Source organism: Aliiruegeria sabulilitoris, assembly GCF_001558155.1.
Classification (GTDB): Bacteria; Pseudomonadota; Alphaproteobacteria; order Rhodobacterales; family Rhodobacteraceae; genus Tropicimonas; species Tropicimonas sabulilitoris.
On record NZ_LOAS01000025.1, the window covers coordinates 63512 to 90415 of the forward strand.

The 26904-nt window shown below is 63.2% G+C and carries 26 protein-coding genes and 1 other RNA gene; 13 read left to right on the forward strand and 14 right to left on the reverse strand.

Features of this window, described 5'->3' with window-relative positions; genetic code table 11:
- The first annotated feature begins 9 nt into the window (after positions 1-9).
- Positions 10-1380 (forward strand): guanine deaminase, encoded by a 1371-nt coding sequence (guaD, locus tag AX756_RS19270; protein WP_082739193.1) that lies wholly within the window; start codon positions 10-12, stop codon positions 1378-1380.
- Positions 1381-1384: 4 nt separating this feature from the next.
- Here guaD and AX756_RS19275 read toward each other — a convergent pair whose 3' ends face one another.
- The 4 genes from AX756_RS19275 to AX756_RS19290 all read right to left on the reverse strand — a co-directional run bounded on the left by AX756_RS19275 (position 1385) and on the right by AX756_RS19290 (position 4474).
- Positions 1385-1849, reverse strand: a complete 465-nt coding sequence (locus tag AX756_RS19275) for a CAP domain-containing protein (protein WP_068315666.1) — start codon at positions 1847-1849, stop codon at positions 1385-1387.
- A gap of 45 nt (positions 1850-1894) precedes the next feature.
- Positions 1895-3235 carry an 8-oxoguanine deaminase gene (locus AX756_RS19280; RefSeq protein ID WP_068315668.1) on the reverse strand — a complete coding sequence of 447 codons (1341 nt, stop codon included), beginning with the start codon at positions 3233-3235 and terminating at the stop codon, positions 1895-1897.
- Positions 3232-4035 (reverse strand): inositol monophosphatase family protein, encoded by an 804-nt coding sequence (locus tag AX756_RS19285; protein ID WP_068315671.1) that lies wholly within the window; start codon positions 4033-4035, stop codon positions 3232-3234. Before AX756_RS19285 ends, AX756_RS19280 begins: the two co-directional genes overlap by 4 nt.
- A 79-nt stretch (positions 4036-4114) precedes the next feature.
- Positions 4115-4474, reverse strand: coding sequence for a helix-turn-helix domain-containing protein (locus tag AX756_RS19290; protein WP_068315674.1), 360 nt, complete (start codon positions 4472-4474; stop codon positions 4115-4117).
- A gap of 340 nt (positions 4475-4814) precedes the next feature.
- Between AX756_RS19290 and AX756_RS19295 the strand changes: the two genes are divergently transcribed.
- On the forward strand, positions 4815-5777 hold the full coding sequence (locus AX756_RS19295; RefSeq protein ID WP_068315677.1) for an NADPH:quinone oxidoreductase family protein: 963 nt from the start codon (positions 4815-4817) through the stop codon (positions 5775-5777).
- Here the strand turns inward: AX756_RS19295 and AX756_RS19300 are convergent.
- Entirely contained in the window at positions 5731-6633 is a 903-nt protein-coding gene (locus AX756_RS19300; RefSeq protein WP_068315680.1) for a LysR family transcriptional regulator, read from the reverse strand. The two genes, AX756_RS19295 and AX756_RS19300, sit on opposite strands and share 47 nt — an antisense overlap.
- A gap of 125 nt (positions 6634-6758) precedes the next feature.
- Between AX756_RS19300 and AX756_RS19305 the strand changes: the two genes are divergently transcribed.
- Positions 6759-6974: a DUF1127 domain-containing protein gene (locus tag AX756_RS19305; protein ID WP_068315683.1), complete on the forward strand. Its 216-nt coding sequence runs from the start codon at positions 6759-6761 to the stop codon at positions 6972-6974.
- Between the two features lie 133 nt (positions 6975-7107).
- Positions 7108-7890 carry a Bax inhibitor-1/YccA family protein gene (locus AX756_RS19310; RefSeq protein WP_068315686.1) on the forward strand — a complete coding sequence of 261 codons (783 nt, stop codon included), beginning with the start codon at positions 7108-7110 and terminating at the stop codon, positions 7888-7890.
- A gap of 323 nt (positions 7891-8213) precedes the next feature.
- Here the strand turns inward: AX756_RS19310 and rpmG are convergent, their stop codons facing one another.
- From rpmG to gatC, 6 genes are all read right to left on the reverse strand, one after another.
- Positions 8214-8381, reverse strand: a complete 168-nt coding sequence (gene rpmG / locus AX756_RS19315; protein WP_068315689.1) for a 50S ribosomal protein L33 — start codon at positions 8379-8381, stop codon at positions 8214-8216.
- Positions 8382-8578: 197 nt separating this feature from the next.
- Positions 8579-8968: RNase P RNA component class A (gene rnpB / locus AX756_RS19320), an RNA gene on the reverse strand.
- An 11-nt stretch (positions 8969-8979) separates the two neighbouring features.
- Positions 8980-9723 carry an N-acetylmuramoyl-L-alanine amidase gene (locus AX756_RS19325; protein WP_231701105.1) on the reverse strand — a complete coding sequence of 248 codons (744 nt, stop codon included), beginning with the start codon at positions 9721-9723 and terminating at the stop codon, positions 8980-8982.
- Positions 9716-10462: a hypothetical protein gene (locus AX756_RS19330; RefSeq protein ID WP_068315692.1), complete on the reverse strand. Its 747-nt coding sequence runs from the start codon at positions 10460-10462 to the stop codon at positions 9716-9718. Before AX756_RS19330 ends, AX756_RS19325 begins: the two co-directional genes overlap by 8 nt.
- A 36-nt stretch (positions 10463-10498) precedes the next feature.
- Complete coding sequence (gene gatA, locus AX756_RS19335; RefSeq protein ID WP_068315695.1) at positions 10499-11980, reverse strand: Asp-tRNA(Asn)/Glu-tRNA(Gln) amidotransferase subunit GatA; 1482 nt, start codon at positions 11978-11980, stop codon at positions 10499-10501.
- Positions 11980-12267 carry an Asp-tRNA(Asn)/Glu-tRNA(Gln) amidotransferase subunit GatC gene (gatC, locus tag AX756_RS19340; protein ID WP_068315698.1) on the reverse strand — a complete coding sequence of 96 codons (288 nt, stop codon included), beginning with the start codon at positions 12265-12267 and terminating at the stop codon, positions 11980-11982. Before gatC ends, gatA begins: the two co-directional genes overlap by 1 nt.
- Before the next feature lie 436 nt (positions 12268-12703).
- On the opposite strand from gatC, the gene AX756_RS19345 reads away from it, so the two are divergent.
- Together AX756_RS19345 and AX756_RS19350 are read left to right on the forward strand one after the other, a co-directional pair.
- On the forward strand, positions 12704-13153 hold the full coding sequence (locus AX756_RS19345; protein WP_068315702.1) for a hypothetical protein: 450 nt from the start codon (positions 12704-12706) through the stop codon (positions 13151-13153).
- A gap of 304 nt (positions 13154-13457) precedes the next feature.
- Positions 13458-14777 (forward strand): MFS transporter, encoded by a 1320-nt coding sequence (locus tag AX756_RS19350; protein ID WP_068315706.1) that lies wholly within the window; start codon positions 13458-13460, stop codon positions 14775-14777.
- Positions 14778-15029: 252 nt separating this feature from the next.
- Here the strand turns inward: AX756_RS19350 and AX756_RS19355 are convergent, their stop codons facing one another.
- Both AX756_RS19355 and AX756_RS19360 read right to left on the reverse strand, forming a co-directional pair.
- Positions 15030-16916 carry an acyl-CoA synthetase gene (locus AX756_RS19355; protein ID WP_068315709.1) on the reverse strand — a complete coding sequence of 629 codons (1887 nt, stop codon included), beginning with the start codon at positions 16914-16916 and terminating at the stop codon, positions 15030-15032.
- A 170-nt stretch (positions 16917-17086) separates the two neighbouring features.
- On the reverse strand, positions 17087-18880 hold the full coding sequence (locus AX756_RS19360) for an ABC transporter transmembrane domain-containing protein (RefSeq protein ID WP_068315712.1): 1794 nt from the start codon (positions 18878-18880) through the stop codon (positions 17087-17089).
- A 160-nt stretch (positions 18881-19040) separates the two neighbouring features.
- On the opposite strand from AX756_RS19360, the gene AX756_RS19365 reads away from it, so the two are divergent.
- The 3 genes from AX756_RS19365 (at position 19041) to AX756_RS19375 (ending at position 21025) form a co-directional block, all read left to right on the forward strand.
- Positions 19041-19493, forward strand: a complete 453-nt coding sequence (locus AX756_RS19365; protein ID WP_197431095.1) for an NUDIX domain-containing protein — start codon at positions 19041-19043, stop codon at positions 19491-19493.
- Positions 19494-19856: 363 nt separating this feature from the next.
- Positions 19857-20738, forward strand: a complete 882-nt coding sequence (locus AX756_RS19370) for an SPFH domain-containing protein (RefSeq protein ID WP_068315718.1) — start codon at positions 19857-19859, stop codon at positions 20736-20738.
- A complete protein-coding gene (locus tag AX756_RS19375) occupies positions 20738-21025 on the forward strand; it encodes an NfeD family protein (protein ID WP_068315721.1) in 288 nt (95 codons plus the stop codon). The genes AX756_RS19370 and AX756_RS19375 overlap by 1 nt, the downstream gene beginning before the upstream one ends.
- 86 nt (positions 21026-21111) lie before the next feature.
- On the opposite strand, the gene pyrF is transcribed toward AX756_RS19375, so the two are convergent.
- Positions 21112-21807 (reverse strand): orotidine-5'-phosphate decarboxylase, encoded by a 696-nt coding sequence (gene pyrF / locus AX756_RS19380; RefSeq protein ID WP_068315723.1) that lies wholly within the window; start codon positions 21805-21807, stop codon positions 21112-21114.
- A gap of 246 nt (positions 21808-22053) precedes the next feature.
- Here pyrF and clpB point away from each other — a divergent pair, with 246 nt between their 5' ends.
- The 4 genes from clpB (at position 22054) to msrQ (ending at position 26684) form a co-directional block, all read left to right on the forward strand.
- Positions 22054-24669 carry an ATP-dependent chaperone ClpB gene (gene clpB / locus AX756_RS19385; protein WP_068315726.1) on the forward strand — a complete coding sequence of 872 codons (2616 nt, stop codon included), beginning with the start codon at positions 22054-22056 and terminating at the stop codon, positions 24667-24669.
- A gap of 264 nt (positions 24670-24933) precedes the next feature.
- Entirely contained in the window at positions 24934-25863 is a 930-nt protein-coding gene (gene msrP / locus AX756_RS19390; protein ID WP_068315728.1) for a protein-methionine-sulfoxide reductase catalytic subunit MsrP, read from the forward strand.
- A gap of 60 nt (positions 25864-25923) precedes the next feature.
- The gene (locus AX756_RS26425) at positions 25924-26070 is read left to right on the forward strand and encodes a GDCCVxC domain-containing (seleno)protein (RefSeq protein ID WP_499698278.1); all 147 of its coding nucleotides are present in this window, start codon (positions 25924-25926) and stop codon (positions 26068-26070) included.
- A gap of 8 nt (positions 26071-26078) precedes the next feature.
- The gene (gene msrQ / locus AX756_RS19395; RefSeq protein ID WP_068315748.1) at positions 26079-26684 is read left to right on the forward strand and encodes a protein-methionine-sulfoxide reductase heme-binding subunit MsrQ; all 606 of its coding nucleotides are present in this window, start codon (positions 26079-26081) and stop codon (positions 26682-26684) included.
- Positions 26685-26904: the final 220 nt, after the last annotated feature.

A 26904-nucleotide genomic window follows, 5' to 3' on the forward strand; every position in this document is an offset into this window, starting at 1 on the left:
CTCACTTTCATGAGCAAGACAGAGACATTGCTGCTGGGGCAGGTGCTGGATATCCATGCCAACCCGTTCGAGCTTCCGCCCGAAGAGGCCGCGCGCCATGAGCGCCGCGGTGCGGTCTTGTTGCGAGGGGGTACGATTGCCGAGACAGGCCCGGCGGAGAAGCTGCAAAAGGCCCATCCCCGCGCACAGGTGATCGACCACGGCGATGCGCTGATCCTGCCCGGTTTCGTCGATTCGCACGCCCATTACCCGCAAACGGCGATCATCGCCTCCTGGGGCAAGCGGCTGATCGACTGGTTGAACAGCTATACCTTCCCCGAGGAAATGCGCTTCGGCGACCCGGTTTATGCCGCCGAGATCGCCAACCGCTATCTCGACCTTCTGCTGGCGCATGGCACCACCTCGGTCGCCAGTTTCTGCACCATCCACCCGTCCTCCGTGACCGCCTTTTTCGAGGCGGCAGAGGCGCGGAACATGGCCGTCGCGGCCGGGCGCACCTGCATGGATCGAAACGCCCCCGACGGGCTGCGCGACGATGCCAAGAGCGCTTATGACGAGAGCAAGGCGCTGCTGGAGGCATGGCATGGGCGCGGGCGGGGGATCTATGCGATCACGCCGCGCTTCTCGCCGACCTCCACGCCGGAGCAGCTCGAGGCGCTTGGCAGCCTGTGGAACGAGCATCCCGACTGCCCGATGCAGACCCATCTGAGCGAGCAGACCGACGAGGTGGCATGGGTGCGCGAGCTGTACCCCTGCAAGCGCGATTATCTGGACACCTACGAGGCGCATGGGCTGCTGGGCCCCGGCGCCATGTTCGGCCATGCGATCTGGCTCACGGATGACGAGCGTGCCCGGCTGCGCGCAAGCGGGGCGGCGCTGATCCATTGCCCGACCTCGAACACCTTCATCGGCTCGGGGATCTTCGATACCGCGCGGGCCATGGGTGAGGGGCAGATCGTCGGGTTGGCCACCGATACCGGCGGCGGTTCGAATTTCTCCATGCTGCACACGATGGCGGCGGCCTACGAGATCGGACAGCTTGCGGGCAGCGCCCTGCATCCTGCGCAGTTGCTCTGGCTGGCGACCGAAGGTTCCGCGCGCGCGATGCGCGCCGAGGGCCGGATCGGCACGCTGCGGCCGGGAACGGATGCCGATCTCGTGGTGCTCGATCTCGCCTCGACACCGGCCATTGCGCAGCGCGTGGCGCGGGCGGAGACGATCTGGGAAGCGGTCTTCCCGACCATCATGATGGGCGATGACCGGGCCATCGCGGCGGTCTATGTCGCGGGCGCACGGCACGAGGCATTGGTTCCGGGCGGCGAGGGGGGCGGGCATAGCCGCGAGCTCCACCCGTTGATTTCCGACAGCCTGGGGCTCTGAGGCCTCAGCAGCCGGGGCGTGCCAGCACCATCACCCAGATCCGGTCACCGGCCTCGGCCACGCCGAACTCCGAGACCTTGCGATGCAGCATGTTCTTGCGATGTCCCTTGGACTTCATCCAGCCGTCCACGACCTGGGGGGCGGTGGAGTAACCCTTGGCAATATTCTCTGCCATCAGGCACGCCCGGTAACCCCGGCGCGCGGCGCGGTCGCCCAACTGGCGCCCATCGGGGGACTGATGGGAGAAATATCCCCGCTTCGCCATGTCCGTGGCGTGATCGGCCGCGATTCGATCAAGTGCCGCCGAGCGGTTCAAGGCCGCCCGCCCGATGCGTTGCCGCTGCTTGTTGACAAGCGTCGTCATGCCCGATGTCGCCTCGGCGGTCAGCCAGAGATCCGTCGTTTCCTGCGGCGCGGGCGTGGCCCAAAGGTGTAGCGATGCCATCAGGGCAACGAGTGTCTGGAACATGGTGGCCTCCTGTCGTTTCGGAGGAGTTTACCCAGCAGAGGTTTCTCAGTCATTGACCAATCGCCGGACGAGCCTGTTAGCGCACTCGGCCAGCATCCCGGCATCCAGCCCGCGCAGGATGCCGCCCGAGACAACAAGGCGCCCCTCGACCAGCAGGTCTCGCACGCGGCGCGGCCCGGCCAGCAGGAAGGCAACGGGATCCCAGGTGCCGGCGGCGTCGAGCCCGGACATGTCCCAGATGGCGATATCGGCGCGTTTGCCCGGCGCGATGACGCCGCATTCGGGCCGTCCGAGAACCGTGGCTCCGCCCAGCGTGGCGATTTCCAGCGCTTCCCGCGCGGACATCGCATCGGCGCCGAAGCTCACGCGTTGCAGCAGCATCGCCTGCCGTGCCTCGCTGGCCAGATCCCCGGCATCATTGCTGGCCGAGCCATCGACACCCAGCCCTACGGGCACGCCGGCATCGCGCATCGCACGCACCGGGGCGATGCCGGAGCCGAGTCGGCAGTTCGAGCAGGGGCAATGGGCGACGCCGGTTCCGCTGCGGGCAAAGAGGTCGATCTCGCGCCCGTCAAGCTTCACGCAATGAGCGTGCCAGACATCTTCACCGGTCCAGCCAAGCTGTTCGGCATAGTCGCCGGGCCGGCAACCGAAATTCTCCAGCGAATAGGCGATATCCTCGTCGTTCTCGGCCAGATGCGTGTGCAGGCGAACGCCTTTCTCGCGGGCCAGAATCGCCGAATCTCGCATCAGCTCGCGGCTCACTGAAAAGGGCGAGCAGGGCGCAAGGCCGACGCGCAGCATCGCGCCCTCGGCGGGGTCGTTATAGGCGTCGATCAGGCGCTCGCTGTCGCGCAGGATCGCGGCCTCGTCTTCCACCAGCGCGTCGGGCGGAAGGCCGCCCTTGCTCTCGCCGATGGACATCGAACCGCGCGTTGGGTGGAAGCGCAGCCCGACCGTCCTTGCCGCCTCGATCGAATCGTCCAGCCGTGCGTCGTTGGGATAGAGGTAGAGGTGATCCGACGACATGGTGCAGCCCGACAGCGCCAGTTCGGCCAGGCCGAGCTGGGTCGAAACACGGATCTCCTCCGGTCCCATGCGGGCCCAGATCGGATAGAGCGCCTTGAGCCAGCCGAAAAGCAGCGCGTCTTGCGCGGCCGGTACGGCGCGGGTGAGGGTCTGGAAGAGGTGGTGATGTGTGTTCACCAGCCCCGGCGTGACAAGGCAGCCCGAGGCCTCCAGAGGCTCCGCGCCATCGAGCGGCAACGCGTGGCCGATCTCGGCAATGACGCCGTCCATTATGCGGATATCCGCGCCGGTCAGTTCCCGGCGGGTCTCATCCATCGTGACGAGATGGTCGGCATTTCGAACAAGCTTGTGGGTCATGCCAGAAGCGCCAGCGCCTCTTCGAGGATCTGCCGGTTCGCGGCGGCGACGACCTGGCCGCCGCCATGGGCGGGGCCGCCCTGCCAGTCCGTCACGCAACCGCCCGCGGCCTCGATTACCGCGATGGGGGCGCAGATGTCGTAATCGTTCAGCCCGGCCTCGATCACCAGGTCGATCTGGCCGATAGCCAGCAGGCCGTAGGCATAGCAGTCGGTCCCGAAACGCGTCAGGCGGGCCTTGCCCGAAACTCGCTCGAAGGCCGTTCGCTCCTCGGCGGTGCCGATCTCGGGAAAGGTGGAAAACAGGATCGCGTCCGGCAGTGCCCGCGGCGCGCGGGTGGACAGATCCCGGTCCCCATGCGGGCCGGAATGGCGTGCGATATGGGCACCGCCTTCCCAGCGTTCACCGGTAAAGGGCTGGTCGATAATGCCGTGGACCGGGCCGTCCTCGGAGCAGATTGCGATCAGCGTGCCCCAGGTGGGCGTGCCGGCCATGTAGGCGCGCGTGCCGTCGATCGGGTCCAGCACCCAGCGGAATCCGCTGGTGCCGGGGGTGAAGCCGAATTCCTCGCCCTGGATGGCGTCCTGCGGGCGGCGTTCGGCGAGAACGGCCCGCATTGCCTGCTCTGCGGCGCGGTCCGCCTCGGTGACGGGATCGAACCCGGAGGAGAGCTTGTTGGCGATATCTAGGCCGGAAGACCGGAACAACGGCAGGGTCTTCCCCCGGGCCGCGTCGGCAAGCGCATTCGCGGTTTCGCTGATATCGCGAAGGAATTCTGGGGTGTGCGGGCTGTCTGTCATCTGGGGCTCCGGTCCGGCAGGGCAGGGGGCGCAGGGCCCCCTTGCGCGGTAGCGGTGTGATGCGCCCCGGTCAACCCGCTCAGGCCGCGCTGGACAGCACCTTTGCCAGCTCGAACAGTTGCCGGCGCTGGTTCTCGGGGATCGCGTAGTAGGAGCGGACCAGTTCGAGCGCCTCGCGATCCGCCAGCAAGTCTCCGGCGGGCGTCTTGGAATCGGCGGCACTGTCCAGGCCGCCAAAGAAAAAGGTGATGTTGACATTCAACGCGTCGGAAATGTCCCAAAGCCGGGAGGCGCTGACGCGATTGGCGCCGGTTTCGTATTTCTGTATCTGTTGAAACTTGATCCCGACCTTTTCGGCGAGCTGTTGCTGGGTCATTCCCAGCATCCAGCGCCTGTGGCGAATTCGTTTCCCGACATGCGTGTCAACGGGATGAGTCATGAATTTTCCTCTCAACCAGAGCGTGCCATCTGGAGAGCGCCGGAAAAAGGTTTGGCGATATCAATCGAGACGGCGGGACATTAAACAACCTACGCCACGGATATCGCTGAAAAATCGGTAAAAAGCCAAGCAAATTCTTGTCGCCTTTAGGGGGTGGGCTGTCTGGCCGCATTCGCGCGATAGGCGAATTGCATTGCAATTTGCAAATCAGTACTGCGTTTTTCCGGGAATGCATCGCGCGGTGCCCATGCGCGACGTCTCGAAACCCGCCTTGAAACGGAGTTTCCGTTGGCGTGGATTCTCCATAGGATGGCCGAAGCCATTTTTCACGGAGCAGACGATGCGCGCCTTTCAGATCCCGGATTTCGACACCCCTCCGCGACTGGTGGACGTGCCGTCCCTTCCGCCCGCCGCCGGCGAGGTGACCCTCGCGATCGAAGCCTGCGGGTTGAATTTCGCCGACCTGCTCATGTCCAAGGGCAAGTACCAGGAGCGGCCGGAGCCTCCGGTGACACTTGGCATGGAAATGGCCGGAACGGTTCTCCGGCTGGGAGAAGGTGTTGTGGGGCTCGCACCCGGCGACCGGGTTGCCGCGTTCAACGGCCAGGGCGGGCTCGCCGAGGAGGCGAATGTGCCGGCTGATCGCTGTGTGAAGCTGCCCGAGGGAATGCCTGCGAGCCATGCCGCTGCCTTCCAGGTGGCCTACGGGACCTCGCACGTGGCGCTCGCGCACAAGGCACAATTGCAGCCGGGAGAGCGGTTAGTCGTGACCGGTGCGGCCGGAGGCGTCGGTCTGACCGCGGTGGAGATCGGTGCGCTTATGGGAGCGGAGGTTGTCGCCATTGCCCGTGGCGCGGAGAAGCTGGAAGTTGCCCGCAAGGCCGGGGCGACACATCTCATCGATGCCGAGAGCGAGGATATTCGTGGCCAGATCAGGGCGCTTGGCGGTGCCGACGTGGTGTACGAGGCGGTTGGCGGGGAGCTTTTCAACCAATGCTTCCGGGCGACCAACCCGGATGGCCGGATCCTTGCCATCGGATTCGCCGGTGGGGAGGTTCCGCAGATCAAGGCGAACCACCTTCTGGTCAAGAACCTCTCTGTGATCGGGCTGTACTGGGGCGGCTATCTCGCCTTTCACCCCTCCGTTCTGACGGACTCGCTGGCGCAGTTGTTCGACTGGTACGCGCAGGGGCGCCTGCAGCCGCATGTCAGCCACGAATTGCCGCTCGATCGGGCAGCGGAGGCGTTGGAGCTGCTCAGGCAGCGGCGTTCGACTGGGAAGGTCGTGGTGACGATGCGGTAAGCTCGTCGCTGCGATAGGCCGCCCGCACCAGTTCCAGCAAGGCATCCTCGGCACGCCCCCGCGCGAGTTCGGAGACGTAGAGGTTGATGGAATAGCTCGGCAAATCGGGCAAGTTTCCGTTATGATCGATCCTCTCCAGGAAGGGCGGCTCGGTTCCTTCCAGCATCAGTGCAATGGCAAGGTCGGCCCGGACGGTGGCTTCGATTGTGCGGTCAGATTCCGATTCGACGGCGAGCTCCCAGGTGATCCCGCATTTCTCCATCGCTCGAATGCCGGCGGCGCGGAACATGCATTGACGGCCCGAACCGAAGCGCAAAGGCCGCTGGCGCCAGCATGAGCCGCCCTTTGCGCCAATCCAGACAAGGGGCTTTTCGCTCAGTACTTCCGCCGCTTCGGGGTGACTCTGTTCCGTGGTCAGGATCATGGTGAACTGCCCGCGCGCGAACTGGTCCAGAAGCGCCCTAGAATAGGAGGAGACGAGGTTCACCCGCACGCGCGGGAAGGCAGCGTTGAAGCGGCGCAGGATCTCGGGAACATGTGGATACACGATGTCATGTGGCACGCCGAGCGTGATCTCGCCGCCGAAATCATGCGCCGTGAGACGGTCGATGGCCTCGTCATTCAGGTTCAACATGCGGCGGGCGTAGGAAACAAGCTGTTCTCCATTCGACGTCAATGCCACGCCCCGCCCGGAACGTTCCAGCAACTCGACATCGAGCGACTCCTCCAACCTCTTGATCTGCATGGAAACTGCGGACTGCGTGAGGTTCAGGTAGCCGGCCGCACGGGTCACCCCGCCGCTATCGGCGACCGCCACGAAGGAGCGTAGCGCGGTCAAATCGAGATTGCGGGGCATGTATCATCTCCTGTGATGAATCTGTTCAGAAACATTCGTTTTTAAAATGATGCATGATCCCCCATATAGATCAAGAGAATTGATGGCAGGCGAAGCCTTGTTCACGAAAAGTTAAGGAAACCGCAATGAGCGCACACAGCACCAATACACCGTTCGTCGGTGCCCTGCACCACATGGGCTTCTTCTCCCGTATCATGGAGATGATCGCAGTTCACAAGCAACGCCGGGACCTGGCCAGGCTGGATGACAGCGCCCTCAAGGATATCGGCATCAGCCGCTACGAGGCGGAAATCGAATCGTCCCGCCCGGCCTGGGATGTGCCGCATCACTGGATGGACTGATCTGATCTTTCTGGCCGTTGGTAACGAAAGCGGTCGGGAAAGACTTGAAATAGGACCTCCGCCAGACGATATTTATCGCAAAGCCGCCCGCTGCATGCCAGCGGGCGTTTGTGAAACACGAACGGAGGTAAACATGGCTGAATTCGACACGATCCGGACGGCTGGCGTCTCTGGCGCACGCGCTGCCCAGATCGACGAGGGCCTTCGTGCCCATATGAACAAGGTCTACGGCACGATGTCCGTGGGCATGCTCATCACGGCGCTCGCGGCGTGGGCCATCTCGGGACTAGCCACCACGACCGACCCGGCGCTTGCCGCTGCGCAACTGCGTCCTGACCTGTACATGACCAATTTCGGCATGGCGATCTACGCTTCGCCGCTGAAATGGGTGATCATGTTCGCGCCGCTGGCCTTCGTTTTCGGAATGTCCGCCGCGATGAACCGCATGTCCGCGGCGACCGCGCAATTGGTGTTCTATGCCTTCGCGACGGTGATGGGCCTTTCGCTCAGCTCGATTTTCCTCGTCTATACCTCGACTTCCATCGCGCAGGTCTTCCTGATCACCGCGATCTCCTTTGCCGGTCTTTCGCTCTATGGTTACACGACCAAGAAAGACCTCTCGGGGATGGGCACCTTCCTGATGATGGGCCTGATCGGCCTGATCGTGGCGTCGATCGTGAACATCTTCCTGGCCTCCTCGGCCATGGCTTTCGCAATCTCGGTGATCGGCGTTCTCGTCTTCGCGGGCCTCACCGCTTATGACACGCAGAACATCAAGAACACCTACATCCAGATGGCGATGACTGGCGATAAGGAATGGCTGGGCAAGGCCGCGATCATGGGTGCGCTGAGCCTCTACCTGGACTTCATCAACATGTTCGTCATGCTGCTGTCGCTCTTCGGTAACCGCGAATAAGCGAACCGATCAAGTTCTGAATGCGAAAGGCCGGGGAGACCCGGCCTTTTTCTTTGCGTCGGTATGCTCTGTTCTTCGACAGGGATGCCGAATTTCTGGTGTAAGTTGGGGCGCTGCCCCCCCACCCGTGTTCTTCCGAGCGTTTTCCCCGAAGCATGCCGCCCGCCGGGGGTGGGGGGCGATCCGCAGGATCGTTTGCCAGTTTGCGCGCGAGCGATGGCTGTGTCACCAACGCGGACCAGCGAGGTCAACGTTCCAGCTCTATACCAAAAAGGCCGCGCGGTTTCCCGGCGGCCTCATCGGAGGTAAAGGTCAGGCAGATCTTACTTGATCTTGCCTTCCTTGTAGTCGACGTGCTTGCGTGCGACCGGGTCGTATTTCTTCACGACCATCTTCTCGGTCATGGTACGGGCGTTCTTCTTGGTCACGTAGAAGTGGCCGGTGCCGGCGGTGGAGTTCAGCCGGATCTTGATCGTCGTCGGTTTTGCCATCGCTTAGGATCTCCTGCGGGGCCGGCTTTCGTTTGCCCCTGGCGCCGAAGCGGTTCGCCAAAGGCCCCGCGCGCTGGCCGGGGTGAATCTGGAAACCCGTCGTTTAAGCACTCTGGCGGCGGAGTCAACAGAAAACACCACGGAGCTCGCCTGGTGTGTGTTCGCCTGCCCGGGCCCGTGGCCAAATCAAGAAAAATACGCGCGGATGGCCTGTAAGCCGGATTCTGTTCCAGGGCTGGCGCCCCTTCGATGACCATTCCTCTAGACGTGCCGTTGCCGACACGCTCAAGCTGCCTACCCGACCTGCCTGGGGCTGAAGCGGCCCTGGGGTCTGGCCCCGCGGAGGTCCTATCTGGCATTGCTCCCGGTGGGGCTTGCCGTGCCGGGACTGTTACCAGCCCCGCGGTGGGCTCTTACTCCACCGTTTCACCCTTGCTGCGCGAACGCAGCGGTCTGTTCTCTGTGGCGCTTTCCGTCGGGTTTCCCCGCCCGGGCGTTACCCGGCACCGTTGCTTCAGGGAGTCCGGACTTTCCTCGCGGCAGGCGGTGCAAGCACCGCCGAGCCCCGCGGTCATCCGGCCATCCGCGCCCGCTGCACTTAGGTGTCGCGGAGGGCGGGGTCAACCGGGAAGCGTTGGGCCAGGTGTCGGGCCAGGGCGATGTCTTCTGGAGACAGGGGGCCATGTGCCTGTTGCGCGAAGCGGGAGCGGAAGGCGTCCAGCAGGGCGTCCAGCGGAGCGTCTTCGGGGTAGCCCAGCCGACGGACGCTCTCTCTGAAGGTCGAATCGTCGCTTGCTCCAAGGGGAGCGGCCTTCTCTGGGGCTGGGGCCCCCTCGTCGGCCGCGCTGGCCGTTGGCCAGCAGGCCAGGCCCTGGCGTGCGAGCCGTTGCCAGTCGAAGCGGCGGCCTGGATCGATCTTGCGCCCGGGCGCCATGTCGGAATGGCCGATCACGCGTTCGCTGGGGATCTGCCAGCGTTGAAGGATCTGCGGCACCAATCGCTCCAGTTGGGCCATGAGTGGCTCGCTGAAGGGGCTTGCGCCGTCATTGTCCAGCTCGATGCCGATCGAGTGGCTGTTGACGTCAGCGCGACCGCCCCAGCAGCCCGCACCGGCGTGCCAGGCACGCTTGCGCTCGTCCACGAGCTGCCAGCATTTGCCATCGCGCCCAATCAGGTAATGCGCCGACACTTCCACCGCCGGGTCGCAGAGACGCTCCAGCGCGGCCTGCGCATCGACCATCGCTGTATAGTGGAGCACGACCATATCCGGCTGGACCCCGCCGCGACGGTCGCCGAAATTCGGCGAGGGGTGCCAGACGCAGGTTTCGTCGGCTTCAGCCACTGACCGCGCGCCGGTAAAGCCCCGGATCCCAGCGACAGGCGTAGCCGTCACCGTCCGGGTCGATGCCGTGACGGTCCCGTTCCGGTCCGCCGGATTTCAGGAAGTCGAGCTGGGCCAGGTCGTCGGAGCCGTAGCCCGCGCATTTCCGCTCTGCCTTGGCCTGGTTCGGCAGGGTGCGGCGGTAGACCGGCTGGCCTATCGGATGGGTCGTGGCAAGCGCATAGGCGACGATGTCCGGCCCGGTATCCCTTGGCCGTTCGGGAACGGCGGTCGGTGCCACATCGGTGTATTGCGAACGTTGCTGGGCAAGTCTTTCGGCATCGCTCTGGATCGATTCGCGCGCGCTCACCGCGCTGAAATCCTGCTCGTCCGAGATGCCGGCGCTGCTGCCGGAGACATAGGCCGCACCTGCCGCTGTGGCCGCCAAGGGTGCCCCGACCGATTGCGAGGCATTGTTGGCTGGCTGAATGGTCGTTGCGGATCCGATGCCTGCTGCGGCCAGATCGGCCGTGCTGACCGCCTGAGCGGAGGAACTTGCCGATGCCGGTGGCGCGCCGGTGGCTTCCGGTGTCCCGGTCAGCGAAGAGCTTGCCAGCTGGGCGTTGCGTGCCGCTCGTTCCTGCTGGGTGGCATAGGAATCGAAGGCTCCGATGCCCGCCCCTGCGGCACTGTCCGGAACTTCAGGATCACAGGCCGAAAGCGCCAGCACGAGGGCTGCCACCAGTCCAGTTCGATTCATCGGAGCACCTGCTCGTTTTGCCTTATTGGGCGGAGATTACCACCAGCGCCCGGGCTTTGCCACAAAACCGGCTGCGGTTTCGAGCGATCCGGCGATGTTGAGCAGGTCTCCCTCTTCCCACGGACGCCCGATCAGTTGCAGGCCGAGCGGCAGGCCCTTGGCATCCAGCCCGGTGGGCACCGAGATCCCCGGCAGGCCGGCCAGGTTGACCGTCACGGTGAAGACGTCGTTGAGATACATCTGCACCGGATCGGCATCCGTCATCTCGCCGAGGCCAAAGGCAGCCGACGGCGTGGCGGGCGTCAGAATCGCATCCACACCGGCTTCGAAAGCCTGATCGAAATCGCGCTTGATCAGCGCGCGGACCTTGCGGGCGCGGTTGTAATAGGCGTCGTAGAAGCCCGCGGAGAGCACGTATGTGCCGATCATGACACGGCGCTGTACCTCGGCCCCGAAGCCCTCGGCGCGGGTCTTCTCGTACATCTCGGTAATGCCGTCGCCCTGCGCCAGCTTCGCGCGGCGGCCGAAGCGGACACCGTCATAGCGGGCGAGGTTCGAAGACGCCTCGGCAGGCGCGATCACGTAGTAGGTCGGCAGTGCGTATTTCGTGTGCGGCAGCGAGATATCGACAATCTCGGCCCCCGCATCGCGTAGCATCTCTGCGCCCTCGGCCCAGAGCTTCTCGATCTCCGCCGGGGTGCCGTCGATGCGGTATTCCTTTGGAATGCCGATTTTCTTGCCGCGAATATCGCCGGTGATGGCGGCCTCGAAATCCGGCACGGGAAGGTCGGCGGATGTGGAATCCTTCGGGTCGTGACCGGCCATCGCGCCAAGCATGATCGCGGCGTCGCGCACCGATTTGGTCATCGGGCCGGCCTGGTCGAGCGAGGAGGCGAAGGCGATGATGCCCCAGCGGGACACGCGGCCATAGGTGGGTTTCAGGCCGGTGATGCCGGTGAAGGCGGCCGGCTGGCGGATCGAGCCGCCGGTATCGGTGCCAGTGGCGGCAAGGCAGAGATCGGCGGCAACCGCCGAGGCAGAACCACCCGAGGAGCCGCCCGGCGTCAGGGCCCGGTCGTCCACCTTCCACGGGTTGACCGCATTGCCATAGGTCGAGGTTTCGTTCGACGAGCCCATGGCGAACTCGTCCATGTTCAGCTTGCCGAGCATGACGGAACCCGCCTGCCAGAGCTGGGTCGTGACGGTGGATTCGTATTCCGGCTTGAAGCCGTCGAGGATGTTCGACGCGGCCTGACTCGGGACGCCCTGCGTGCAGAACAGGTCCTTGATACCAAGCGGGATACCGCACATCGGGTTCTCGGCCCCGCCCTGGATGCGGGCGTCGGCCGCGGCGGCCTGTTTTAGCGCGATCTCGGGCGTCTTGTGGACGAAGGCGCCGAGCGCGTCGGCCTTCTCGATCTCGTCGAGACAGGCTTGCGTCAACTCGGTCGAGGTCACGTCGCCGGAACGCAGCTTGTCGCGGGCTTCGGCAATGGTCAGCTTGGTCAGTTCGGACATTATTCCACCACCTTCGGCACGGCAAAGAAGCCCTCGCGGGCATCGGGGGCGTTGGCGAGCACCTTCTCCTGGTAGCCGCCATCGGTGACGACGTCTTCGCGGCGCTTGAGGCGCATCGGTGTGACGGAGGTCATGGGCTCGATGCCCTCAACGTCCACTTCATTGAGTTGCTCGATGAAGCCGAGGATGGCGTTGAACTCGCCGGCGAGGGCGGGCAGCGCGTCGTCCTCGACCTTGATGCGGGCGAGCTTGGCGACGCGGCGCGCGGTATCTGTGTCGATCGACATGGGGCCTCCGGGGTCGGGCGGATGATCGGCACGGGTTTAGCCGCGCCTTGCGCGGGTCGCAAGGCCGGTAGATGGGGAAACGGTTGTGACGCGTGATGCGAGCGACCCGGCTGTCGGGTGCTTGTAGCGGTGCCGGCTACGTCGACGACTGTCGATGTAACCTGGCCGCTTTGCTCGAATATGCGGTCTGTCCCCATCGGGAATATCATACAGAATTGACCGGCCCGGCTCTCTAAGGCCGCATTTGCCGCCAGTGGCTGCGGTGCGGAACAGGACTGCTCCTCAATGCAGCCGCGCCTAGACTTGGTTGACCGCGCGCTCATCCCGTTCGTCAAGTCGGAGAACCGAGCAAACTGCAAAGCCAATCATGATGCATGTCATAACCTACAGGACCAAGAAGGCGTAAAATCGGGGCCGTGCAATAAGGGAGGCTTGGATGCTTACGCAAACCCTACGTACGGCCGTCTTTGTACCGGCCACACTTATTCTTGTAGCGATCATTTCACTTTTCTCAGCCGGTCCAGTATCGGCCGATAGCAAATTCGGCCCGTATTATCCAGATGACGCAGCGATCGCCAAGTCGGTTCTGTCGTCTCTCGGGAGGGCAGCATCGACCCTTTCGTTTTCCGTGGTCAATGACGATCCAACCACCACCTTGATGGTGGTGGACCCGGACAGGCGGAATTTTTGCTGGTCGCCCCCATTCGAAGCTGGCGCCAGGGTTTTCCTGAAAGGAAAACGGATTGGTGTCCGGGTGCCGCTGTACTGTGAGAACGGTCAGACGGGTACCGGATCTATCAAGGGAAGGGGACGGAGCTATATGGTCAACATCAGGATCGAAGGAGGGCCGAGTTTCAAAGAGAAGGTCTCCTTCAAGGATAACTGATTGATTTGGATAGTTGAACCAGGCACGTGAACCGAACGGGTCGTCTTCTGCGATCTTGCGTCCAGGTTTTCTGGTTTGACCGACGGCATTTCCCGACAATCGGAAACGACGCAAAGGCCGCTCAGCGTCAGAGAAAGGCGCAGATAGCTATTTCTTGAACCGAGATCGTGAGAGTGATCTTTCTGGTCTTTGGTAATTTCCAGAGAGTTGCGGTTGTACTCTGTTGGGTTTCGGCTATCGCCCGCGTGCTTGATGTATCCCCCTGAGGGGGATATTCTGTCCCGGTTAGCCGGAGCTGCCACCAATGCTCGCCATCCTCGCCAGTCGTTCCTATCGCCATCTCTTCTCAGCTCAGATTGTCGCACTCCTCGGCACGGGGCTGGCAACCGTCGCGCTCGGCCTTCTTGCTTATGATCTCGCGGGTGCCAACGCTGCGATGGTTCTCGGCACAGTCTTCACCATCAAGATGGTGGCTTATGTCGGAATTGCACCCATTGCCGGTGCCTTCGCGACGCGCTGGCCGCGCCGGGCGATGCTGGTCTCTCTCGATCTCGTCCGGGCCGCGGTCGCGCTGCTGCTGCCCTTCGTAACCGAGATTTGGCAGGTCTACCTGTTGATCTTCGTGCTGCAATCGGCCTCGGCGGCATTTACACCAACATTCCAGGCGACCATTCCGGACCTGCTACCGGATGAGGAGGACTACACAAAGGCCCTGTCGTTGTCCCGCCTGGCCTATGACATGGAATCGCTTCTCTCGCCGATGCTGGCGGCCTTACTGCTGGTTTTCGTGAGCTTCGATTCGCTGTTTCTTGGAACGGCTATGGGCTTCGCCGCTTCCGCGCTGCTCGTGGTGTCGGTCGTCCTGCCCACCTCCGTCCCCTCTGCGCCGCGTGGCATCTACGAGCGGACGACCCGAGGCCTGCGGATCTACCTGAACACGCCGCGGCTGCAGGGGTTGCTGGCGCTCAACCTGTCGGTTGCCGCAGCCGGCTCCATGGTGATCGTCAATACGGTCGTGCTTGTGCGTGGCACGCTTGGGCTGGCCGAAGGCGATGTCGCGCTTGCATTGGCAGCCTTCGGTGGCGGCTCCATGGTTTCGGCGTTGCTCCTGCCGAAGCTGCTGCAACGCCGGCCCGACCGGCAAGTCATGCTGGCAGGCGCGACCTTGCTGTGCACAATCCTGATCGGGCTCTGCATCATGGTGGCTGCAACCGGCGTTTCCTGGCGCGGCTTGCTGGTCGGCTGGTTCCTGATCGGGATCGGATATTCGGCTGTTCTTACCCCTTCGGGGCGCTTGCTGCGCCGCTCGGCCCATCCCGAAGATCGCCCGGCCACCTTCGCCGCCCAATTCGCGCTCTCCCATGCCTGCTGGCTGATCTGTTATCCGCTCTCAGGCTGGTTGCAGACCACTTTCGGAACCGTGGTGGCGCTGGCAGGGCTCGGCGCACTCAGTGTTGCGGGACTGCTTCTGGCACAGCGGTTCTGGAGCACGGCGCATCAACGCATCGTCGAGCATAGACATGACGACCTGCCTCCCGACCACCCCCATCTGGCTGGCGGGCACCGGCACAGTCATACCTACATCATTGACGACTACCACCGGCACTGGCCCCAAGGCGGCTAAGGGACTTGCTCATCCGTGACGCAACATGGGGGCGCGCGCTTCGCGCGTGTGAACGATCCTGTGGATCGTGCCTCCGGCGGGGATATTAATCAAACAGATGATGCCGAAGATACGCTCAGCATCAACTTTCCGGAACTACCCTGGGTGGAGCGCTCACAAGTGATCGGGGGGCAAGGCCCCCCCTTTGGGTCGTCGTCAAATCTTGCGAGCGGCGGTCGGATCGCAAAGGAACCAGAACGAAATGGCTGGACCCTACGCAGCCCATTCCCAGGGCGTCGTGAAATTGCCGAGAAGGTGGCCCAGAGCCTCTTCATCGACCTCGCCAGTCCTGTTCAGTTTTGCGACGAGGCCGCGCTTCTTGTCCTCGGCAACCTCGGCAACCTCTGCCGCGATCTTCGCCTCTTCCAGCGCCTGGTTGAGGACGCGCGTTATGGCCATCTTGCGCAGCTCCGGCTTGAAGATCTTTCCGACCGCCGTCTTGGGGAGTTCATCGACGATCTCGAGATACTTCGGAATGGCCGCGCGCTCGGTGATCCGCGGCCGGATATAGTCCAGCAGCTCCTTGCTCGTCACCTCGGCCCCATCCACCAGCTCGACATAGGCGCAGGGAAGTTCACCGGCAAAGCTGTCCGGCTGGCCGATGGCGCCGGCAAAGGCCACGGCCTCGTGGCCCGCGAGCGCCTCCTCGATGATCGCCGGGTCGATATTGTGGCCACCGCGGATGATCAGGTCCTTGGCCCGGCCGGTGATCCACAGATAGCCATCCTCGTCGATCCGCCCGAGATCACCCGTGCGCAGGTAGACATCGTGGTGGAACAGCTCGTGGTTCTTGTCGGCCTCGGTATAGGTCGAGCCGGCATAGACGCCCGGGTTGTCGATACAGATCTCGCCCACCTCGTCGGTGGCGCATTCGCGCGGGCCGTCCGGCGTGTGCAGCAGGATCTTCACGTCCGTATGCGGGAAGGGGATGCCGACCGAGCCCACCTTCTTGGCGCCTTCGATCGGGTTGCAGGAGACAAGGCAGGTCGCCTCAGTCAGCCCGTAGCCTTCGATGATCTCCACGCCGGTCGCCTTCTCGAAACGATTGTATAGCTCGATTGGCAGGGGGGCGGAGCCGGAGAAGGCCTTGTTCAGCGAAGAGACATCGGCATTGACCGGGCGCTGCATCAGCGCGGCAAAGGCGGTTGGAACGCCGATCATGAAGGTGACCTGCCAGCGCTCGATCAGCTTCCAGAAATTGTCGAATACGCCGTCGCCGCGATAGCCCTGCGGCGTGGGAAAGACGACATGCGCGCCGGAATAGATCATCGACATCAGCACCGGCTCTACGGCGAAGACATGGAAAAGCGGAAGCGGGCAGAGCACCACGTCCTCTTCGCCAAAGAGCAGCCGGTCGCCGAGCCAACCGTTATAGACCATTCCGGAATAGAGATGCTGGGCAACCTTGGGCATGCCGGTCGTTCCGCCGGTGTGGAAATAGGCAGCCACGCGGTCGGCCTTGCTGTCCTCGAACGTCAGCCGGTCCGACGGATGCTTGGCGATTTCCTTGTTGAAGTCGCGCATGGCGGCGGTGTGGTGCACCACGTTCTTGGGCCGGATCAGCGGGATGACGAGTTTCTTGACCCCGGTCACGTAGCGCAGCAGGTCGACTTCGAGCACGTGCTTCACGTTCGGGGCAAAATCAACCGCTTCGGCAACCTTCTGTGCCACGTCCGTGCGGGGGAAGGATTTCAGGGTGACGACGACCTTGGCCTGGGTCTCCCGCAGGATGGCCGAGATCTGGTCGGCCTCCAGAAGCGGGTTGATCGGGCTCACGATGCCGGCAATGGCGCCGCCCAGAAGGGCAAAGACGGTTTCGTTCGAGTTTGGCAGCACGTAAGCCACGGTATCGTTCTCGCCGACGCCCAGCGAGCGCAGAAGGTTCGCCGTCTGAATGACCTTGCCGTAAAGCTCGAACCAGGTCAGCGTCTCCGCCGGATCTTTCGGGCCGGAGAGAAGCTGGTAGGAAACGGCCGGACGGTTTCCGTATTTCTGCCTCGCCCGGTCCAGAAACTGGTACATCGTGGTGGGAACATCGCGCTGCTCCCACTCCATTTCATTGTGAATCGCATCCCTGTCGGCGACGGTCGCAAAGCCCATCCCGTTGTCCTCCCTCATGGCACCTGTCACGGCGTTGCCCGGAAACTGGGGTGAAACAAGTATGTTTCGCAAGTCTGACGCTGCGCAACTAACAAGTCTGCTTCTCGCGGTTTTCCCACGAAAAGTTGCGCCCCGGTCCGTTTGCAAAGCCGGAAATGGCAAAGCGGCGGCTACTCGGCCGCGAGCCCTTCGGTAAATTGCAGGCGCGCCAGCCGGGCATAAAGGCCGCCCTGTGACACCAGTTCGTCATGGTTGCCTTCGGCGACGATCCGGCCCTGTTCGAAAACGATGATACGATCGGCTTGCTTAACGGTGGCCAGCCGGTGGGCGACGATCAGGGTCGTGCGGCCTTCGGTCAGGGTGGCGAAAGCATCTTGCACCGCGCGTTCGCTCTCGGCGTCGAGCGCCGAGGTTGCCTCGTCCAGGAGCAGTACCGGTGCGTCGCGCAGGATGGCGCGGGCGATGGCGATGCGCTGTTTCTGTCCGCCCGAGAGCATCACGCCGCGTTCGCCGACATAGTTGTCATAGCCTTGCGGGAGGGCCGAGATGAAATCATGCGCCTGCGCGGCTCGCGCGGCGGCTTCCACCTCGGCGTCGGTGGCATCGGGGCGACCGAAACGGATGTTGTCCCGTGCGGTGGCGGCAAAGATCACGGGATCCTGCGGGACCAGGGCAAGGTGCTTGCGAAAGGCGGCGCGTTCCATGTCGGTCAGCGGAATGCCGTCAAGGCGGACCATGCCCTGTTGCGGGTCGTAGAAGCGGAGCAACAATTGCAGAATCGTCGATTTGCCGGCGCCTGAGGGGCCAACCAGCGCGATCTGTTCGCCCGGACGCGCGCTGAAGGAAACGCCGTTGAGCGCGGCTTCCTCCGGGCGGCTGGGATAGTGGAAGACGACGTTCTCGAAGGCGATTTCGCCCTTTACCGGGGCGGGCAAGGCTGTGGGGTGGGCCGGGTCGGACACGCTGTCCTCGGCACCCAGCAACTCGACCAGCCGCTCGGTGGCGCCGGCGGCGCGTTGCAATTCGCCCCAGATCTCGGAGAGCGCGGCGACGGATCCGGCCATGATGCCGGCATAGATCAGGAACTGCACCAGTTCGCCCGCGGTCATCACGTCGGCCCGCACGTCGCGCGCTCCGATCCAGAGAACGCCGAGAATACCGGAGAAAACCACAAAGATGATGATCATTGTCAGCAGCGCCCGCACCCCGATGCGGGTCTTGGCCGTGGCGTAGCTGGCCTCGGTTACTTCGCCGAACCGGGCGCGGCTGGCCGCTTCATGCGAATAGGCCTGTACCGTCTGCGCGGCCTGCAGGGCTTCGGAAGCGTTGCCAGAGCTTTGCGCGATCCAGTCCTGGTTCACGCGCGAGAGCTTCCGCAGTTTCCGCCCGAGCGCCAGGATCGGCAGGATCACGACCGGGATGATGGCCAGCACCATCAGCGTCAGCTTGCCGGAGGTGATGAACATCATCGCCAACCCGCCCACGAAGAGCAGCGAGTTTCGCAGGAACCACGAGACGGAGGAACCGATCACCTGCAGGATAAGGGTCGTATCGGTGGTAATCCGGCTGATCACCTCGCCGGTCAGCAGGTTCTCGTAATAGGCGGGGCTCATGGCGATCATGCGGGCGAAGACCGCCTTGCGGATATCGGCCACGACCCGTTCGCCCAGCCGGGTGACGACGTAATATCGCATTCCCGTGCCAAGCGCGAAGATCGCCGCGATGCCGATGGCGGCGAGGAAATAGCCGTCCAGCAGTGCCAGCGCGCCGTCTTCGAACCCGTCCACCACGCGGCGCGCGGCAATCGGCAACAGCAGCGAGACGCTCGCGGTGATGACCAGCGCGATGCCGGCCAGGAGGACGTAGCGCTGATAGGGGGCAAAGAACGGAAAGAGCGCCCTGAGAGAGCCGACCTTCTTCGAACTTGCGCGCTGGTGTTCTGACTCAGGCCCGTTTCGCGCCATGTTTTTCTCCTCCGTTTCGCGGAGCAATAGCTGGCTGGGAAAGATGCGGCAAGCCGGAGGCGGTGGTTTGCTGCCCGAGCGGGCAAAATGGCTTGGTTGGAAAGCCTTGGCGGAGTATCGATTGCGCGTCGGTCGCCATGGCCGCCTCAAGGAGATCGCCATGTCCCGGAACGGCTACACGGCCTTGCTGGAAGATCGCTCCCTGATCGGAGCGAAGTTGGCGCTGTTCCGGGAGGAAACCCTTCTGTGTTACCAACGCGATGACTTCGCCCATATTCCCGATCCCGGGCGGTGGGACCTGCCCGGCGGGCTGCGGGAGCCGGGCGAGACGATCCTCGATTGCGCGCTCAGGGAAGTGCAGGAGGAATTCGGCATTGCCCTGTCGCCGCAGGGTTTCGATCACGCGTCGCGTTTCCTGAAATACGAGCCGCAACGGATCGAAGGGGTCTTCCTCGCGGGGCATATTTCGCAGGACCTGGTCGAGGCGATTGTCTTTGGCGACGAGGGGCAATGCTGGGAGATGATGCCCGTTGCGCGCTTCCTCTCCCACCCTTTGGGTGTCCGCGAGCTGCAGGCCAGCGTGGCGCTCTACTGGGCTGGCCTTGATGGGTGAAGCGCGGGGGCAGGCGGGGCGCCGACCGTTCCGGTGTCTCGTGTTCATTTCGCAGTGATGCGCGCGCTGTTGCGCTCACGAGGTCCGCGGGTGCTTTCAATACGACGCTTCATTGTTAACACGCTGTAACGAAACGTTTCTACAACAGAGTGGTTTGACCGGGCTTGGTGTCCTTCTTCGGGCAGCCCTCGGCGCAGGCCCGTCGTTGGAACGGCGCGAAGGCCTCGTTTCGCCGCGCCCGCGTTTCCTTTCCTTCCGAGCGGGAAAGGCTCGCAAGAGTGGGCGTGTTAGGGTTCTTTTTGCGACCTCGATATACAGCTCCTCTATCTGTATACAGGCGAAGAAAACTCCAAAGGAGTCGTTATGGACCAGTTACCTCTTACCGGCGGCAGCATCGTCACGATCGTGCTTGCCTTTTTCATCATTCTTTGTGTCCTGCTTGGCGTTCGGATCGTCGGACAGTCCGAGAAATACGTCATCGAGCGTTTCGGGCGACTGCACTCCGTTCTCGGGCCGGGCCTGAACCTCATTGTGCCCTTCCTCGATCGTGTCGCCCATCGGGTTTCCATCCTGGAACGCCAGCTGCCGAACGCGACACAGGATGCCATCACCAAGGATAACGTTCTGGTCCAGATCGACACCTCGGTGTTCTACCGGATCAACGATCCGGCCCGGACAGTGTACCGGATCCGTGACGTCGACAGCGCCATTGCCACGACTGTGGCCGGTATCGTGCGCGCCGAAATCGGCAAGATGGAACTGGACGAGGTTCAGTCCAACCGCTCCCAGCTTATCGCCCGGATCAAGGAATCCGTCGAGGATGCTGTTGACGATTGGGGGATCGAGGTTACCCGGGCCGAGCTTCTTGACGTGAATCTCGACCAAGCGACCCGGGAAGCCATGCTTCAGCAGCTCAACGCCGAACGTTCGCGCCGTGCCCAGGTGACGGAGGCCGAGGGCATGAAGCGGGCCGTCGAGCTTCAGGCCGATGCCCAACTGTATTCCGCCGAGCAGATCGCCAAGGCCCGGCGCATACAGGCGGATGCCGAGGCTTATGCGACCGGTGTCGTGGCCAAGGCGATCCAGGAAAACGGCCTGGAAGCCGCGCAATACCAGGTTGCGTTGAAGCAGGTCGAAGCCTTGCAGGCGCTCGGCGCGGGCGAGGGCAAGCAAACGCTCGTTCTGCCGGCCGAGGCGGTCTCTGCCTTTGGTGACGCGTTCAAGCTTCTGAGAGGGCGCACCTGATGTGGTGGACGGCCTGGTGGGTATGGATGGTCGCGGGGCTTGCGCTTGCGATCCTGGAGGTTTTGGCGCCAGGCTGGATCTTCCTCGGCTTTGCCATCGGCTGCGCGGTGACGGGCGGGCTGCTCTGGATCGGCGGCCCCTTCACGGCGCTCGTTGAAGGCTCCTTGCCGCTTACCCTGTTGGTCTTCGCGCTACTGTCGCTGGTTTCGTGGGTGGTGCTGAGAAAGGTCTTTGGCCTGCGCGGCGGCTCGGTGAAGACCTTCGATCACGACATCAACGAGAACTGAGTGCAAAAGGCGCGGCTGATTGGCCGCGCCTTGCCTTCGGCGAGAGTGTTCCCGCCAGGAAAACGTCGGCGGATCGCGCCTGGCTGTCAGACAGTGGCGAGTTCGGCAAGCACTGCCTCGGCCGCGGCTCTCGGATTGTCGGCCTGCCAGATCGGGCGGCCGACAACGATGTGGTCGGCCCCGTCGGCGATGGCGCGGGCCGGCGTGGCGACGCGCTTCTGATCGCCCAGATCGGCGCCAGCCGGCCGCACGCCCGGCGTCACGATCAGCTTGCCTTCCGCCTCCGGTAGCGCGCGGATGAGCGGGGCTTCCTGCGGTGAGGCGATGAGCCCGTCCGCGCCGGCATTGAGTGCGTTGGCCGCTCGTTCCAGAACGATATCCTGCATATCGCCCGGCTTGATCAGGCTGGCGTCGAGATCGGCCCGGTCGAGCGAGGTGAGGATGGTCACAGCGAGGATCTTGAGATCCTTGTCCCCCTTGCCCTCCTGCGCCGCGCGGACCACATGCGGGTCGCCATGCACGGTAAGGAAGTCGAGATCGTACTGTGCCAGCCCGCGTACCGCGGCCTCCACCGTGGCACCGATATCGAACAGCTTCATATCGAGGAAGATGCGTTTGCCATGCTCGCTCTTGAGTTCGTTGGCCAGCGCCAACCCACCCCCCGTCAGCATGCCCAGGCCGATCTTGTAGAAGGATACGGCATCGCCGAGCTTTCCAGCGAGCTCCAGCCCCGCGAGCGCATTGGGCACGTCGAGGGCGACTATCAGGCGGTCGTCGGACATCTTGGGGGCTCCTTTAATCGGTCCGTGCCTGCCTAGTCCGTCCCGTCCTTCGCTTCAAGCGGCCCGTGGAGCCGCGCATGTTCGGGGCTATCTTGCAGCCGCCACGAGAATGCTGTGGGAAAAATGTGACAGTGGTGCTTGAGCCGGCGCTGTTCCGGCCCCATATCGCATTCGAGGCCTGTGCAATCTCCACGCCGCTGACGGGTGGAGCAGTTCCAGCAGGCGCTTGAGAAAAGGAGATTGCCGATGAACATGGAGAAGTTCACGGAGCGTTCGCGCGGGTTCCTTCAGGCCGCGCAGACAATCGCTATGCGCGAGCAGCACCAGCGACTGGTGCCGGTGCACTTGCTGAAGGCTTTCCTGGATGATGGGGAGGGGCTTGCCTCCAACCTGATAAAGCGCGCGGGCGGTTCGCCTGAGCGCGTGCGTGAGGTTGTCGACGCCAAGCTCGGCTCCGTGCCCAAGGTGACGGGCGACGGGGCGCAGACCTATATGGATCAGTCGCTGCAACGCGTGCTGATCGAGGCGGAGAAGATCGCCACCAAGGCCGGTGACAGCTTCATTCCCGTCGAGCGGATCCTCACGGCGCTGGCCGTGGTGCGCTCGGGTGCCAAGGAGGCGTTGGAAGCCGGCGCGGTGACCGCGCAGGGGCTGAATTCGGCCATCAACGATGTGCGCAAGGGGCGGACCGCCGATAGTGCAAGCGCGGAAGAGGGCTATGACGCGCTGAAGAAATATGCGCGCGACCTGACCGAGGCCGCCCGTGAAGGCAAGATCGATCCGATCATCGGCCGCGACGAGGAAATCCGCCGCTCGATGCAGGTTCTGAGCCGGCGTACCAAGAACAACCCGGTACTGATCGGTGAGCCGGGCGTTGGCAAGACGGCCATCGCCGAGGGGCTTGCACTCAGGATCGTCAATGGCGACGTGCCCGAGAGCCTGAAGAACAAGAAGCTGATGGCGCTCGATATGGGCTCGCTGATTGCCGGCGCGAAATATCGTGGCGAGTTCGAAGAGCGGCTGAAGGCCGTGCTCTCGGAAGTGACTTCTGCGGCCGGCGAGATCATCCTTTTCATCGACGAGATGCACACGCTGGTTGGCGCGGGCAAGTCCGATGGCGCGATGGATGCCTCCAACCTGCTAAAGCCGGCGCTAGCGCGGGGTGAATTGCACTGCGTTGGTGCCACGACGCTCGACGAGTATCGCAAGCACGTGGAAAAGGACGCGGCGCTTGCGCGGCGGTTCCAGCCGGTGCTCATCTCCGAGCCGACGGTGGAGGACACCGTGTCCATTCTGCGCGGCATCAAGGAGAAATACGAGCTGCACCACGGCGTGCGGATCTCGGATTCGGCGTTGGTTGCCGCGGCGACGCTCAGCCATCGCTACATCACCGACCGGTTCCTGCCGGACAAGGCGATCGACCTGATGGACGAGGCGGCCAGCCGCTTGCGGATGCAGGTGGATTCCAAGCCCGAGGAGCTCGATGCGCTCGACCGCGAGATCCTGCAAAAGCAGATCGAGGCGGAAGCGCTCAAGAAGGAGGACGATGCGGCCTCCAAGAGCCGGCTGGACAAGCTGGAAGAAGAGCTTTCGAACCTGCAGCAACGCTCGGCCGAAATGACCGCGCAGTGGCAATCCGAACGCGACAAGCTGGAATCGGCGCGTGGTCTCAAGGAGCAGCTCGATTCCGCGCGGGCCGAGCTGGATATCGCCAAGCGGGAAGGCAACCTGGCCAAGGCCGGTGAGCTTTCCTATGGCATCATTCCGCAACTGGAGAAGAAGCTTGTCGAGGCCGAGGAGAGCGAAGGTCGCCTGATGGTCGAGGAAGCCGTTCGCCCCGAGCAGATCGCAGAAGTGGTTGAGCGGTGGACCGGTATTCCGACCTCCAAGATGCTCGAGGGCGAGCGCGAGAAGCTGCTGCGGATGGAAGAGTCGCTTGGCCGTCGTGTCATTGGTCAGGGGCAGGCCATGAAGGCCGTTTCCAACGCGGTGCGGCGTGCGCGGGCCGGCCTCAACGAGGAAACGCGTCCGCTCGGGTCCTTCCTGTTCCTCGGGCCGACCGGTGTCGGCAAGACGGAGCTGACCAAGGCGCTGGCCGAGTTCCTGTTCGACGATGACAGCGCGATGGTGCGCATCGACATGTCGGAGTTCATGGAGAAGCATTCGGTGGCCCGCCTGATCGGTGCGCCTCCGGGCTATGTCGGTTATGACGAGGGGGGCGTTTTGACCGAAGCGGTGCGGCGCCGGCCTTACCAGGTGGTGCTGTTCGACGAGGTCGAGAAAGCGCATCCGGACGTGTTCAACGTGCTGTTGCAGGTTCTGGATGACGGTCAGTTGACCGACGGCCAGGGGCGGACGGTGGATTTCAAGCAGACGCTGATCATCCTGACCTCCAACCTTGGTGCGCATTCGCTCAGCCAGCTGCCGGAAGGGGCCGATGCCTCGGACGCGCGGCGGGATGTGATGGATGCCGTCAAGGCGCATTTCCGGCCGGAATTCCTCAACCGGCTCGACGAGATCATCATCTTCGACCGGCTCAGCCGCGCGGATATGGATGGCATCGTCGATATTCAGCTTGGTCAGCTGGAGCGGCGCCTTGAGCGGCGCGGCATTGCGCTGACGTTGGACGAGGCCGCGAAGAAGTGGCTGGCCGATGAGGGCTACGATCCGGTCTTCGGTGCGCGCCCGCTCAAGCGGGTGATCCAGAAGGCGCTACAGGACGAATTGGCCGAGATGATTCTTTCCGGCGATGTCACGGATGGTGCGACCGTCGAGGTGAGCGCCGGCGGCGATGGACTGATCGTCGGCGATCATATCGGAAGCACCCGGCGGCAGCCGCCGGAGGATGCCGTGGTGCATTGATCGGCAAACCGGAAAAGGGCGCGGCGCAGGTCGCGCCCTTTTTTTGCGCGCGGGATCTCGTCATGTTCCGACGTTGGAGGGCGCGCTGCCTCGTCGCGCTCATTCGAGTGCTGCCCCCGGGATGCTTTGGGGAAAGAGGAAGCATGTGGTTTCCGGCGTCGCGATGCTTTTGACGTTATTCAACGATCGCGTGAGATTTGGTGTCAGACCGCCCACAAGCGATCAGGATGTTCTATCTTGATGCAAAGGCACAGGAGAGAACGCATGGCTGGACGCTGGAAGAACGATCTGAACTGGTCCGATGTGACCCCGAAAGCCGCCTGGATGAACCGGCGGCAACTCATGATGGGGGCCAGCGCTCTGGCCGCCGGAGGGATTGCCGGACAGGCCTTGGCCGGGCTTGGGGCGGTGAAGTCGGATTATTCCACCATGGAGGAGCCCAATCCACTCGAGCACATAACCTCCTACAATAATTACTACGAGTTCGGCACTGGCAAGGATGACCCGGCGCGCAATGCGCATCGCCTGACGACAGATGGCTGGCAAGTGGAGATAGCTGGACTGGTGGACAAGCCTGGGACCTGGACGATGGACGACATCCTGAAAGGCACCACTCTTGAAGAGCGTATCTATCGACTGCGATGCGTCGAGGGCTGGTCGATGATCATCCCCTGGGTCGGTTTCGAATTGTCGGACCTGCTGAACCGCGTGGGCGTGCAACCGGGCGCGAAATATGTCGCTTTCGAAACCGCACTTCGTCCGGACGAAATGACCGGCGTTGGCTCGCGCGTGATCGATTGGCCCTATGTCGAAGGGCTCCGGCTGGACGAGGCGATGAATCCGCTGACGATTTTGGCCACTGGGCTCTATGACGAGACGATCCCGAACCAGAACGGCGCACCGATCCGCCTCGTGGTTCCCTGGAAATATGGCTTCAAGTCGATCAAGTCGATTGTCCGCATCACGCTGACTGAGGACGAGCCGCCGACAAGCTGGAACAAGACGCTGCCAAACGAATACGGCTTCTATTCCAACGTAAATCCGAACGTGGACCATCCGCGGTGGAGCCAGGCCACTGAACGCCGTATTGGTGGGGGCTTGCGGGCTCCGCGACTGCCGACGCTGATGTTCAATGGCTACGGTGCGCAGGTTGCCGATTTGTATGATGGCATGGACCTTTCCAAGTATTTTTGAGCCATGAAGCAAGATTCGCGGATCACCTGCCCGAAATGCGGCGAAACCTCTTCGGAGCAGATGCCGACGGATGCCTGCCAGTGGTTCTATGAGTGCCCGGCCTGCAAGGCCGTGCTTCGGCCGCTGCCGGGCGATTGTTGTGTCTTCTGTTCCTATGGAGACACGCCGTGTCCTCCGGTCCAGCAAGGTCGGGGGTGTTGCGCGTGATCGAGGCGATGAACAAGGCGCTGCTCAGGGTTCCGGCCTGGCCGCTTTACCCGCTTGGCGCCCTGCCGGTACTCTGGTTGTTCTGGCAGGGCGTCCAGGGTGGGCTGGGTGTCGATCCGGCCAAGGCCATTGAGCACCGCCTTGGCCTCTGGGGGCTCTGGCTGCTGATCGCGGGCTTGGCCGTCACGCCGCTTGGGCGGTTTGCCGGGCTGCGGCTCATCAAGTTCCGGCGAGCCATCGGGTTGCTCGCCTTCTTATATATACTGACACATCTGCTGGTCTGGTTGGTGCTCGACGTGCAGATCCCGGCGCAGATCTGGGCCGATATCGTCAAGCGCCCGTATATAACCATCGGCATGGTGGCGTTTGCCTTGATGGTGCCGCTGGCCCTGACGTCCAACAACTGGTCGCTGCGCAAGCTTGGCCCGGTGCGTTGGCGGCGGCTGCACAGGTTGACCTATATCCTCGTGCCGCTGGGGGCCGTCCACTTCGTCATGGTCGTGAAGGGATGGCAGATGGAACCCTTCTACTACCTCGGGATTGTCTTGGTGCTTTTGGTGCTGCGACTCGTCCCGACAGCGATTCCGGCAAGACGGCGGGCCCTGAAGTCGTGATTCCGGTCCGATTCCGAGGTTCGCAATCCGGATTCTGTGGAAGACTCTGTGGGTAAGTCTGGATTCGGGAGCCGAGTCGCCCCTATGCCCCTAGGTAACCCGCTATAGAAAACGTTTTCCTGAATTTCTTGATGTAAGAAAAATCCAAAATTTTCAATTGGATGGGTGCTATTCCCCAAAAACTTCGTATTTCTTTTGAAAAAGCGCTTGCGACCCCCCC

Excerpts from the sequence above, each read along its gene's own strand:
- guaD (WP_082739193.1), top strand. The coding sequence starts at position 10 with ATGAGCAAGACAGAGACATTGCTGCTGGGGCAGGTGCTGGATATCCAT.
- AX756_RS19330 (WP_068315692.1), bottom strand. The coding sequence starts at position 10,462 with ATGAATCGAACTGGACTGGTGGCAGCCCTCGTGCTGGCGCTTTCGGCC.
- AX756_RS19305 (WP_068315683.1), top strand. The coding sequence starts at position 6,759 with ATGAGCGCACACAGCACCAATACACCGTTCGTCGGTGCCCTGCACCAC.
- msrP (WP_068315728.1), top strand. The coding sequence starts at position 24,934 with ATGGCTGGACGCTGGAAGAACGATCTGAACTGGTCCGATGTGACCCCG.
- gatA (WP_068315695.1), bottom strand. The coding sequence starts at position 11,980 with ATGTCCGAACTGACCAAGCTGACCATTGCCGAAGCCCGCGACAAGCTG.
- pyrF (WP_068315723.1), bottom strand. The coding sequence starts at position 21,807 with ATGTCCGACGACCGCCTGATAGTCGCCCTCGACGTGCCCAATGCGCTC.
- AX756_RS19375 (WP_068315721.1), top strand. The coding sequence starts at position 20,738 with ATGTGGTGGACGGCCTGGTGGGTATGGATGGTCGCGGGGCTTGCGCTT.
- AX756_RS26425 (WP_499698278.1), top strand. The coding sequence starts at position 25,924 with ATGCCGACGGATGCCTGCCAGTGGTTCTATGAGTGCCCGGCCTGCAAG.
- AX756_RS19355 (WP_068315709.1), bottom strand. The coding sequence starts at position 16,916 with ATGGGCTTTGCGACCGTCGCCGACAGGGATGCGATTCACAATGAAATG.
- AX756_RS19360 (WP_068315712.1), bottom strand. The coding sequence starts at position 18,880 with ATGGCGCGAAACGGGCCTGAGTCAGAACACCAGCGCGCAAGTTCGAAG.
- clpB (WP_068315726.1), top strand. The coding sequence starts at position 22,054 with ATGAACATGGAGAAGTTCACGGAGCGTTCGCGCGGGTTCCTTCAGGCC.
- AX756_RS19280 (WP_068315668.1), bottom strand. The coding sequence starts at position 3,235 with ATGACCCACAAGCTTGTTCGAAATGCCGACCATCTCGTCACGATGGAT.
- AX756_RS19290 (WP_068315674.1), bottom strand. The coding sequence starts at position 4,474 with ATGACTCATCCCGTTGACACGCATGTCGGGAAACGAATTCGCCACAGG.
- rpmG (WP_068315689.1), bottom strand. The coding sequence starts at position 8,381 with ATGGCAAAACCGACGACGATCAAGATCCGGCTGAACTCCACCGCCGGC.
- msrQ (WP_068315748.1), top strand. The coding sequence starts at position 26,079 with ATGAACAAGGCGCTGCTCAGGGTTCCGGCCTGGCCGCTTTACCCGCTT.
- AX756_RS19310 (WP_068315686.1), top strand. The coding sequence starts at position 7,108 with ATGGCTGAATTCGACACGATCCGGACGGCTGGCGTCTCTGGCGCACGC.
- AX756_RS19370 (WP_068315718.1), top strand. The coding sequence starts at position 19,857 with ATGGACCAGTTACCTCTTACCGGCGGCAGCATCGTCACGATCGTGCTT.
- AX756_RS19275 (WP_068315666.1), bottom strand. The coding sequence starts at position 1,849 with ATGTTCCAGACACTCGTTGCCCTGATGGCATCGCTACACCTTTGGGCC.
- gatC (WP_068315698.1), bottom strand. The coding sequence starts at position 12,267 with ATGTCGATCGACACAGATACCGCGCGCCGCGTCGCCAAGCTCGCCCGC.
- AX756_RS19350 (WP_068315706.1), top strand. The coding sequence starts at position 13,458 with ATGCTCGCCATCCTCGCCAGTCGTTCCTATCGCCATCTCTTCTCAGCT.
- AX756_RS19295 (WP_068315677.1), top strand. The coding sequence starts at position 4,815 with ATGCGCGCCTTTCAGATCCCGGATTTCGACACCCCTCCGCGACTGGTG.
- AX756_RS19285 (WP_068315671.1), bottom strand. The coding sequence starts at position 4,035 with ATGACAGACAGCCCGCACACCCCAGAATTCCTTCGCGATATCAGCGAA.
- AX756_RS19365 (WP_197431095.1), top strand. The coding sequence starts at position 19,041 with ATGTCCCGGAACGGCTACACGGCCTTGCTGGAAGATCGCTCCCTGATC.
- AX756_RS19300 (WP_068315680.1), bottom strand. The coding sequence starts at position 6,633 with ATGCCCCGCAATCTCGATTTGACCGCGCTACGCTCCTTCGTGGCGGTC.
- AX756_RS19345 (WP_068315702.1), top strand. The coding sequence starts at position 12,704 with ATGCTTACGCAAACCCTACGTACGGCCGTCTTTGTACCGGCCACACTT.